Annotated in this window: 7 protein-coding genes; 4 read left to right on the forward strand and 3 right to left on the reverse strand. The window is 36.2% G+C overall.

The window, feature by feature from the left end; genetic code table 11:
• Nucleotides 1-98: 98 nt before the first annotated feature.
• Entirely contained in the window at nucleotides 99-740 is a 642-nt protein-coding gene (locus CK510_RS04220) for a Uma2 family endonuclease (protein ID WP_095720505.1), read from the forward strand.
• A gap of 83 nt (nucleotides 741-823) precedes the next feature.
• Nucleotides 824-1,654 carry a carbohydrate ABC transporter permease gene (locus CK510_RS04225; RefSeq protein ID WP_095720506.1) on the forward strand — a complete coding sequence of 277 codons (831 nt, stop codon included), beginning with the start codon at nucleotides 824-826 and terminating at the stop codon, nucleotides 1,652-1,654.
• Between the two features lie 243 nt (nucleotides 1,655-1,897).
• Here the strand turns inward: CK510_RS04225 and CK510_RS04230 are convergent, their stop codons facing one another.
• Complete coding sequence (locus CK510_RS04230) at nucleotides 1,898-2,506, reverse strand: hypothetical protein (RefSeq protein ID WP_095720507.1); 609 nt, start codon at nucleotides 2,504-2,506, stop codon at nucleotides 1,898-1,900.
• Between the two features lie 643 nt (nucleotides 2,507-3,149).
• Between CK510_RS04230 and CK510_RS31465 the strand changes: the two genes are divergently transcribed.
• Entirely contained in the window at nucleotides 3,150-3,305 is a 156-nt protein-coding gene (locus CK510_RS31465) for an NUDIX hydrolase (protein WP_158224838.1), read from the forward strand.
• Nucleotides 3,306-3,419: 114 nt separating this feature from the next.
• Here the strand turns inward: CK510_RS31465 and argS are convergent, their stop codons facing one another.
• Nucleotides 3,420-5,174, reverse strand: a complete 1,755-nt coding sequence (gene argS / locus CK510_RS04235) for an arginine--tRNA ligase (protein ID WP_095720508.1) — start codon at nucleotides 5,172-5,174, stop codon at nucleotides 3,420-3,422.
• 652 nt (nucleotides 5,175-5,826) lie between these two features.
• On the opposite strand from argS, the gene CK510_RS04240 reads away from it, so the two are divergent.
• On the forward strand, nucleotides 5,827-7,386 hold the full coding sequence (locus tag CK510_RS04240) for a haloacid dehalogenase-like hydrolase (RefSeq protein WP_095720509.1): 1,560 nt from the start codon (nucleotides 5,827-5,829) through the stop codon (nucleotides 7,384-7,386).
• 302 nt (nucleotides 7,387-7,688) lie between these two features.
• Here the strand turns inward: CK510_RS04240 and CK510_RS04245 are convergent, their stop codons facing one another.
• Entirely contained in the window at nucleotides 7,689-9,815 is a 2,127-nt protein-coding gene (locus tag CK510_RS04245) for a catalase (protein WP_095720510.1), read from the reverse strand.
• Between the last annotated feature and the right edge of the window lie 428 nt (nucleotides 9,816-10,243).

Here is a 10,243-nt window from a genome sequence, read left to right on the forward strand (position 1 = left end):
TACCAAAATATAAACAAAAATATCAATTTATATTTTGATGTCAATAAGTAAGTAAATATAGAAGTATCTGATATCTTGCCACTAACCACTAACTTAAAATGCTACTTGAATTAAACCGTTTAGAGATACCACCAGGACAAAGAGTTTTATTAAGAAATGTTAGCTGGAATGAATTTGAAACAATTCTTGAAGAATTAGGAGAAAAGCGTGCTGCAAGGGTAGCTTATAACAGAGGGATGCTCGAAATTATGACACCATTACCTGAACACGAACGTAGTAAAGAAAATATTAGCGATTTCATAAAAATACTTTTTGAAGAATTTGATATAGAGTTTTTACCATTAGGATCGACAACTTTTAAAAATGAGTCGATGAGTCAAGGGATAGAACCCGATAATTGTTTTTATATTCAAAATGAAGCTGCAATTAGGGGTAAAAATAGAATTGATTTAAATATAGAACCTCCTCCAGATTTAGCATTAGAGGTTGATGTGACTTCTCGTACTAATACAAAGATTTATCAAACATTAGGAGTACCGGAATTATGGAGATTTGATCGGGATAAATTACAAATTAATATTTTGAGGGATGGAATATATACGGAAACAGAATTTAGTCCATATTTTCCAAATATTCCACTCACTCAAGTGATTCCCGAATATCTTCAAAAATTAAAAACTGAATCTAGAAATAAAACAATGCGAGAATTTAGAGCTTGGGTAAAAGAGCAAATTAGTTAATAGTTAATGATTGATAGAGCAATCCGAAATAAACAAGCTTGTACTGAGCGATCGCAAATGTATCCAAAATCTAAAATCTAAAAATGTCTCGCACTTTTCCAATCTGGAAAATAATTTTATATACACTGCTAACACTCTATGCAGTTATTACCCTTATTCCTTTTCTTTGGGCACTTTCAGCATCATTTAAATCCCTGGCAGAAATTTCTAGTGGAGAATCTAATTTCCTCCCAAAAAACTTTACTCTCGACAACTACAAACAAATATTTCTCCAAGAACCATTATTTTTACGCTGGCTTTTTAATAGTGTAATTATTGCTGTTAGTGTCACAGCTTTAAACCTGTTATTTAACACAATGGCAGGTTACGCACTCGCAAGATTACACTTTGCTGGTAAAAGCTTTTGGTTTTTACTTATTCTCACTGTTTTAGCAGTACCAGCACAAATTACACTAATTCCCACATTCCTAATTTTAAAGACTTTAGGTTGGTTAAATTCCTATCAGGGAATGATAATTCCTAGTATGGTAAATGCCACATTTATATTTATGATGCGGCAATTTTTCGTAAATTTTCCCAAAGAATTAGAAGAAGCAGCAGCTTTAGATGGATTGACGCAATTCGGTATTTTTAGACGTATAGTTTTACCCTTAGCAAAACCAGCATTAGCTGCACAAGCGGTATTTGTATTTATGGGTAGTTGGAATAACTTTTTATTGCCTGTAGTGATTTTATTCGATCCAGAAATGTTTACTTTGCCACTGGGTTTAAATACTTTCAAAGGTCAATATATCAGCTTTTGGAATTATATTATGGCTGCTTCGATGATATTTACAATCCCAGCTTTGGGTATTTATGCATTCTTTAATCGTTATTTTATTCAAAGTGTTACATTCACTGGTGGAAAAGGATAAATTATGAATCAAAATACTCAAGATAATATTGTAGAGAAGTTACATATCACGTCTCTACAATATAACTATAGCAATTCTCATACTTGAGGTACAGCAACAAATAATTAACCGCAGATGAACGCAGATAAATTTGTGCCTTAGTAGGTTTGAAAATGCCATAACATACAGGACAATAGTATTGAATTAATCCAAAATCGTTCGACTGAGCTTGTCGAACTCTAAACTCTAAAATTTAAAATTAGACTATCCAACTCGTTGAATACCAACATGTTTAACAAAAGCGTACCAATCTTGTGAGAAACCTTTAATTTCAACGTTGAAAAGATTGAATTTGACGTGGTTATCTTGAATTGTAAATCTGACAATATTGTTATTATCTGGCAGACTTGTAGCGAGGATTAATTCAGTTCCAGCCGGAATTAATTGTTTTGATTGGTCATTAAGAACGCTAGAATCAATGGGTTGACGTTTAATAAATGTATCAACATTAAAAGCCAATTTGAGAAAACCTTGCTGAACTCCTAATGTGCTGCGATTGACTGTGATTTTAGCTGCTGTTTTATCAGTTTGCTTTGCAATTACAGCTTCAACAGATGTTTCTGGAATAATTGCATCTTGAGTGATTTGTACGTGATTTGCAAATGCGAACCAGTTACTAAAACCTTTGAATTGAATATCATCAAGAGCAATCTTATAGTGGTCATTACTACCTGGAGGTATGCTGTAAGATTGTAATACTAATGTTGTTCCAGCAGGTATATTTTGAAGCTGGTTGCTTGGTAATTGATTTGATTGAACAGGTTGCTGCTTGATAACGCTATTTTGTACAAACACAATCCGATTTATAGTCATACTTATACCTTTGGTGATTCCAAAAATTGGTGGTGTAAAAATTTTATCAGCTATGATGCATCAATAGATACTCTAGCAATTTCGGGTAGGGCAAGAAAATATACTTGGTTTTTTAAATTTTAGCTGGTAAAAGAAGAAAATCTATATATTCCTATATATAGAACCCATTTTTATGACTATGATGTTTACAAAAAAATTAATTATCAAGATGCATCTATCAATAGTTATATATTTTACTGAACAGGTATTAAGTTATAGGTTGCTAACCATTTAGAATATCTAAACTACAACAACATCTATTTATAGGTATGTAATCAAATAAGAATAAATACAGGTGCAAAGTATTCGTTTGTGCTAAAGTATTGCTGTAAGTACGTATGATGCAAAGTATTTTTTCAAAATGTCTGACCAATCTAAAGCCATCAGAAACGCAGCTAAAGCATTAATTATTCGTGACAATCATGTACTAGTAATTAGCAAACGAGATTCGCAAGGATTGTGCTATTTATTGCCAAACTGTAGAAATTGGTAAGTTGTTGTTTGTACGGGAATTTATTGGTAGAAATTATTTAGATAATTGCGTACCTAAAGATGATTGGGTTAACAAACATCATGGTGTTGATTTTATATTTGCTGGCAATATATGGTGGGAAATGGGAGATTAACAGATGAAGGGCAAGAACAAGTGGAGTGGTTAGCGATCGCATATCTCGATCAGTATCGTTTATTCCCATCAATGTTAAAATATTTACTCGTTAATCAGGTTACTCATGAAGTTTATATTGGTGATATCAAATAATAGAAGAAGGTTTTAATTTTAAGTCAAATTGTTACTAATTAGATTCATAAAATAAATAAATAAATAAGGAAGGGCAAACAACCGTTTGCCCCTACGTGGGAAAATCGTGGTGTGTTACATTCTTTCTAAAGTCTGAATTCCTAACAAATTTAATCCCAGTTTCAATGTTCTTGCAGTTAAATAACACAAAGATAATCGCGATATCTTAATCGATTCCTCCGATTTCAAGACAGGACAATTTTCGTAGAACTTATTAAATTTATCGCTGAGTTGATACAAATACTCACACAACCGATGGGGTAATAACTCCTTCTCCACTTCATTAATTACCTCATCAAGTTGCAACAAATGCTTTGCTAAAGTCAATTCACTATCTTCTTGAAGTTGAATTTTGACATCACCTAACTTTTCAAAATCAATATTTCCTTCCCGTGCAATACTTTGAGTTCTCGCATAGGAATAAAGCATGTATGGTGCAGTATTTCCCTTCAACGACAGCATTCGATCGAAACTAAACTTATAATCTGTCATCCGATTTTGGCTTAAATCTGCATACTTTACCGCACTAATGCCCACAATTCGTGCAACATTCGCTTTAAATTCCTCCGTTTCTTCCCGTTCAGATTCCTGTAATCTCGTATCCAAATCAGCACGCGATCGCACTATTGCTTCATCCAGTAAATCCCGCAACTTGACTGTATCACCGGAACGGCTTCTCAGTCTTTTACCATCTTCACCCAAAACCATACCAAAGCTGACATGCACCACTTCCACATCATCAGGAATCCAAACAGCCCGATGTGCTACTTGAAACACCCCGGCAAAATGTCCAGATTGTCCCGCATCAGTAAGATACATGATTCTCTTTGCTTTGTCCTGTTGTGTACGGTAGCGAATTGCGGCTAAATCTGTAGTAGCGTAGTTGTAACCACCATCGGATTTCTGAATAATCAACGGTAAGGGTTGTCCTTCCTTATTAGTAAACCCATCCAAAAACACAACTTTTGCGCGATCGCTCTCTTCCAGCAAACCGGATTTATCCAAATCTTTAACCACATCCCCAAGCAAAGGATTGTAGAAGGATTCCCCACGTTCGCAAATTTTCACATCGAGCAAATCGTAAATTTCCTGAAATTCCTTTCTCGATTGTTCGCACAACAATTTCCAACCATGAAGGGTATCTTCAGCACCCGATTGCAATCTTACAACTTCCCGACGTGCAGTTTCCTTGAATTTCTCATCCTCATCAAACCGCTTTTTCGCTTGTTTGTAAAACTCAACCAAATCACCAATTTCTAAAGCATTCGCTGTTGTCAATGCATCTGGGGAAACTTCCCGCAAATAGGTAATTAACATCCCGAATTGCGTACCCCAATCACCCACGTGATTCAATCGCAACACATCATGTCCGATAAATTCCAGAATCCGAGCAATACTATCACCAATAATTGTTGAGCGCAAATGCCCGACATGCATCTCTTTGGCGATATTTGGGCTGGAAAAGTCCACAATTTCCCGTTGGGGATGCTTTACTTTTGCTACACCTAATCTGGCATCAGCTTGAATTGCATTAAGTTGCGCTTCAATATAATCTGTTTTTAGGCGTAAATTAATAAAACCAGCCCCAGCAATTTCCGGAGTTTCGCAGATATCCGACACATCGAGTTTATCGACAATTTCAATTGCGATCGCACGTGGTTGTTTCCCCATTTTTTTCGATAGGGATAACGATAAATTTGCCTGATAATCACCAAACTTGGGATTGCTTGCAGGTACTAATATTGGATCGGTTTCAGCAAATTCCGTACCAAATGCTGTAACGAGTGCCTGTTGTACCTTTGATTTTAATTGTTCTTGTGTAGCATTCATATAAAACTTGCTTCTCTCTTAATATACCCAATACCCCATCCTTAAATCAGTTTGGGGTTATAGTTAAACTAGAATATGACCTATGTATTTTACCGCTAGCTTTCCTTTTTGAGGCTGCGAACTTAGATTTCTCCAAAAAACCGTCGCACTATAGGTGTTTTTTTTCAAGGTGATGTTTTTTGAGGCTGAAACTCTTATTTTGTATGGATTTGCTGCGATAAGCGGAGCTTAACGCCAAGGGCGTATCGCAATCCAAATGTCTCCGACAGAAATACTGAAAGCCTTATATCGAAACGTTTTCAGCTATTTTTTACTTCTCTCTCTTGACATTATCTCTCCGGAAACGATACTTTTAATATCAGCAATTCCAAATTCAATGCTACAAACGCGTTTCAGCCCCTTTAACTAAGATTACTCGCAATAAAATTCCTTTGTTTTTTCGATATTGACAAATCAGGAACCATATGCGTATCACGAAATTAATTCGTCAAGATTTCTGTTTAGTTAGTCGCAAAGGCAATTCCGAACATTGTGATTTTATCTGTATCTCTCGCTACATCCCGAATTTGGAATTGCTGCTTTAATATTTTGCGATGGAAATTTATCTCGAAAACTAATATATAGTAAGGGTTCTGTTGCGAGCTATAAACTTATGAGTATCAAAGAATTAGATAATAAATTTCAGCTTGAGAAATTTAGTGAATCCTCGGCTGCGGAAGTTGTGTCTTTTCTCAAAAACAAATCTGAAGAAAGTTTAATTATCTTGGATTTTGATGAAACACTATTACTCAGAAATTCAACAGAAGAGTATCTAAATACAATACAGCCGCGAGCTATAGCTGCAATCCTACTAATTATTTTAGATGCAGTTAAACCCTGGAGATATTTACCAAAGAAAATTGGCGGAGAAACATCTAGAGACTGGATTCGGGTACTGCTGCTAACGATTGTTTTCCCCTGGAATATATTACTTTGGAGAAGTCACGCTCGTAAATTGGCAGAAACATCTATCAATACTGAACTTGTCGGAGCAATTAGTATTCATAAAAATCATCGAGTTGTAGTAGCAACAAAAGGATTTAATTTTATAGTTATACCAATTATTAAACACCTAAATACTACAATAGATGAAATTATTGGTTGCCGATTTTGGATGGGATGCGTAGATAGGAATAAAAATAAAGAAGATTTAATTGCCAGCAAAATTAGTTGTACAGAAATTAGAGAAAGTGTTGTTATCACAGATTCTTTGGATGATGCATCGCTACTAGCAATCGTGAAACATCCTTTTCTTGTGATATGGAATCAAGCAAAATACATCCCAGCGATGCAAGATGCTTATATTCCTTTCTTTTATCTGGAAAAAGTCAAGCGTCCAGGTAAGCAGACTATTCAAAAAATTATCTTAAAAAATCACCTCATATCACTCATTTTAGCGCTGAGTTGGATAAGCCCTACACCTATTTTGCATATTCCAGGGATTACCTTACTTGTTTTTGCTTTCTGGTGTATTTACGAAGTTGGATATCATGAAAATGATCGGGTTGCAGAAAAATTTGAAAAGAACCCTGTGCTATCACCAACTTATCATCAGTATAAGTCAAAAATGAATCAATGGCAGCCGTGGATATGGGCAATCATACTATCATTTTTCGGAATTTTGTTGATAGAAGCTAGTCAAATTGATATCTGGAAAGCTGATAATATAGGAATTTCAGAAATACTTACCAGAGGGCATATTACAGAACTATTTACTAAATTATTTCTCTGGCTAGGTGTACTTTCATTGACTCGATTGACTTACGTTGCTTATAATTACCTGGATGAGAAAACGAGAATTTGGATATATCCAGTATTGCAGGTTTGGAAATTCTTTGGATTTCTCGTTGTGAGTGCTAGCAACTCTATCGGTATCGCCTTGTTATTGGCACAATTATTCGTTGAATGGATTCCATACAGTATATACAGATGTGGTGGAAATCGGAAAACATTTCAAACAGAAGTTTTTCGTCTATTCGTCTATAGTTTTTTGTGCCTGATAATAGCTATTGGTATGGGTGATGTCTCTATACTGATTAATCTTCAATTTGTCATCATATTTGTTTGGGTTTTTCTTCGCAGCAAATCAGAACTACTGATGCTGTTGAGTAATGCTTCCGTTCTTGGGCAACCTCTTTCAGAAGTGGAAACAGAAGCCGATATAAAACTTTGAGGCACGGTTGTGATATTATTTTTGATTACAGCGTACATTTTTATTAAATACAGAGAGACATTCCATCGAAATATCTCCACAGAGTTATGGAATTATTACAGCAAGCTGATTTTGCAAATATTATCAGGTTTTATACAGGTATTTGGGTTGGTGGTTGGATTGCGACGAAACAGCAAATAAATTGATTTTTATAAATGCACAAACAAGTTTTAAATGATAGCTTAATAAACAAAAAAAACCGTCACTGTATAATACAGGACGGTATGCTCATCTACCAAATTTATCCCGAAATTAACCTGTAACTATGCGGGAATCAAGCTTTTTTGCCCCCTCATCCAATGACGATGTTGTGCGATCGCATTTACAAATTCTTTCGCTGTTTTCTCCACATCCCCAGGATTACGACTCGTGACAACACCTTGGTCGGATGCAAATTTTTGTTGCGAATCGGCAATATTTACACCTTTAATGCCAGGATTCATCAACAAATCTACAGCTTCACCAGTTGCTGCGATCGCTTTACAATGTTTGAATGCTTCGTTAACAAATGCGATCGCATCACCATCAGATTTTAAGCTAGCAATGCTTTTTTCTCCACCAGGAATGTAAACAGCATCAAAAAGAACAGAAGCAGTGGTAAGTAAGGTTCGATCGACTTCTATTTCCTTACCATCAGCACTCTTAATCATGCCACCAAACTTGGATACAATCTTAATTTTCGCACCTTCAGCCTCTAAAACTCGTTTTATTCCCATCAATTCTGAAGAATTAAAACCATCATTAGCTAAAACAGCAATTTGACGGGTTTTAATCGAATCCTTGGGTTGATTTTCCATACTTAAAGCTGGGGAACTCTTGCCGTGGTTGGGAATTACTTCTTTTGTTGGTGTAGGAATTCCCAATCCTATCGCAACAGAAGAAGCAAATTCATGTTCGACGTGGTTAAACAAACCCACCACACGTTCTTTGACTTCCTTATTCATCACCTTACCCAATTCAAATTGAGCAGCTTTAACCAAATGTTCCTTTTCAACTACCGATAAGCTATTCCAAAATAAGGTAGCTTGGGAAAAATGGTCACTAAAACTTTCGCTACGTTCCCTAATTTTGTGTCCCTGCATTTTTTCCATATAATGGGTAAAACCACCCATATTTTCTGGTGCTGCCATTGGACAACCACCACCTAAAGAATTAGGGAAATAATTCACTTTAGATGTGGGAATATTGTACTGGGAAAAACCATCGCGTTGGTCATTATTAACTGGACAAACTGGTTTATTTATCGGTATATTTTCAAAATTTGCTGTTCCCAAACGGTGTCTTTGAGAGTCTGGGTAAGAAGATATCCGACCTTGTAATAATGGGTCATCAGAAAAGTCGATACCAGGGACTACATTTGTCGGTTGGAAAGCAACTTGTTCGGTTTCTGCAAAGTAATTATCGGGGTTACGATTCAATACCATTTTACCAATTGGTTGAACTGGTACTAACTCCTCTGGAATTAACTTGGTTGAATCAAGAATGTCAAAATCAAACTTAAACTCATCCTCCTCCTCAATGATTTGTACCCCCAGTTCATACTCTGGATAATCCCCCATTGCGATCGCTTCTGACAAGTCCCTACGGTGGAAATCAGGGTCTTTTGCACCCATTTGTTGCATTTCATCCCAAAGCACCGAATGCACACCCAGTAGAGGCTTCCAGTGGAATTTCACAAACCTTGCTTTCCCCTGCTCATTCACAAAGCGGAAAGTGTGGATACCAAAACCCTGCATCATTCTATAGCTGCGGGGAATTGTTCTGTCGGACAAAATCCACATAATCATGTGCATCGATTCCGGCATTAACGAGATAAAATCCCAGAAATTATCATGGGCAGTCGATGCTTGAGGCATTTCGTTGTGGGGTTCCGGTTTTAATGCATGAACCAAATCAGGGAATTTGATTGCGTCTTGGATGAAGAAGACAGGGATATTATTTCCAACTATGTCGTAATTGCCATCTTCAGTATAAAATTTAACAGCAAATCCCCTCACATCGCGTACAGGGTCAGGAGAGCCACGAAAACCAGCGACTGTAGAAAACCTGACAAATACAGGAGTTTTTACAGAAGGTTCTTGTAAAAATTTCGCCTTAGTTAATTCCGATTGCGATTTGTATGCCTGAAAATATCCGTGCGCTCCAACACCTCGTGCATGAACCACACGTTCGGGAATACGTTCACGATTAAAGTGAGCATTCTTTTCAGCGAAGTGGAAATCTTCGAGTAAAGTTGGACCCCTAGAACCAGCTTTCAGCGAATCATTGGTACTGGTAACTTTTACACCTTCATTAGTAGTAATAAATTCACCAGGTTCCTTACGGAATTGTTCCAAATTTTCGTTTTTGGTTTGCTCGTTAATATTTTTCTCATTAGTGCGATCGCTCATAAATTTGTTACTAACCTTTTTGTTTACTTTTTGCTCTTTGAATCGAATTTGTCAGAATTATAAATTGTGGAATCTTGCTTTTATTATTGTTGAAATTTTTATGCTAAATAAACATCAGCCAAATGAAATACTTAACTTTATTTATAGTTATGTAAAAAGATAGATGTCTTGAATTTGGGAAACATTGCGATCGCGGATATGACTTAACCAGTTTTTAGGAATTACTTAATTAATTTATCTAGTACCAAACAATGTGAGGCTGTACATTATTTTACCTCTCCATACTTACCCTTCCTTACGAGTATAAAAGAACCCCACCCCCTGCCCCGCTAGCGAGGAGGGGAATAAAATCATGTTCCTTCCTCGCTAGCGGGGAAGGGGAATAAAATCATGTTCCTTCCTCGCTAGCGGGGAAGGGGAATAAAATC

This window comes from Brunnivagina elsteri CCALA 953, from assembly GCF_002289455.1.
Classification (GTDB): Bacteria; Cyanobacteriota; Cyanobacteriia; order Cyanobacteriales; family Nostocaceae; genus Brunnivagina; species Brunnivagina elsteri.

Bases quoted from the DNA above. Each gene is read 5' to 3' on its own strand.
- CK510_RS04230 (WP_095720507.1), bottom strand. From the start codon at position 2,506: ATGACTATAAATCGGATTGTGTTTGTACAAAATAGCGTTATCAAGCAG.
- CK510_RS31465 (WP_158224838.1), top strand. From the start codon at position 3,150: ATGGTGGGAAATGGGAGATTAACAGATGAAGGGCAAGAACAAGTGGAG.
- CK510_RS04240 (WP_095720509.1), top strand. From the start codon at position 5,827: ATGAGTATCAAAGAATTAGATAATAAATTTCAGCTTGAGAAATTTAGT.
- CK510_RS04225 (WP_095720506.1), top strand. From the start codon at position 824: ATGTCTCGCACTTTTCCAATCTGGAAAATAATTTTATATACACTGCTA.
- CK510_RS04245 (WP_095720510.1), bottom strand. From the start codon at position 9,815: ATGAGCGATCGCACTAATGAGAAAAATATTAACGAGCAAACCAAAAAC.
- argS (WP_095720508.1), bottom strand. From the start codon at position 5,174: ATGAATGCTACACAAGAACAATTAAAATCAAAGGTACAACAGGCACTC.
- CK510_RS04220 (WP_095720505.1), top strand. From the start codon at position 99: ATGCTACTTGAATTAAACCGTTTAGAGATACCACCAGGACAAAGAGTT.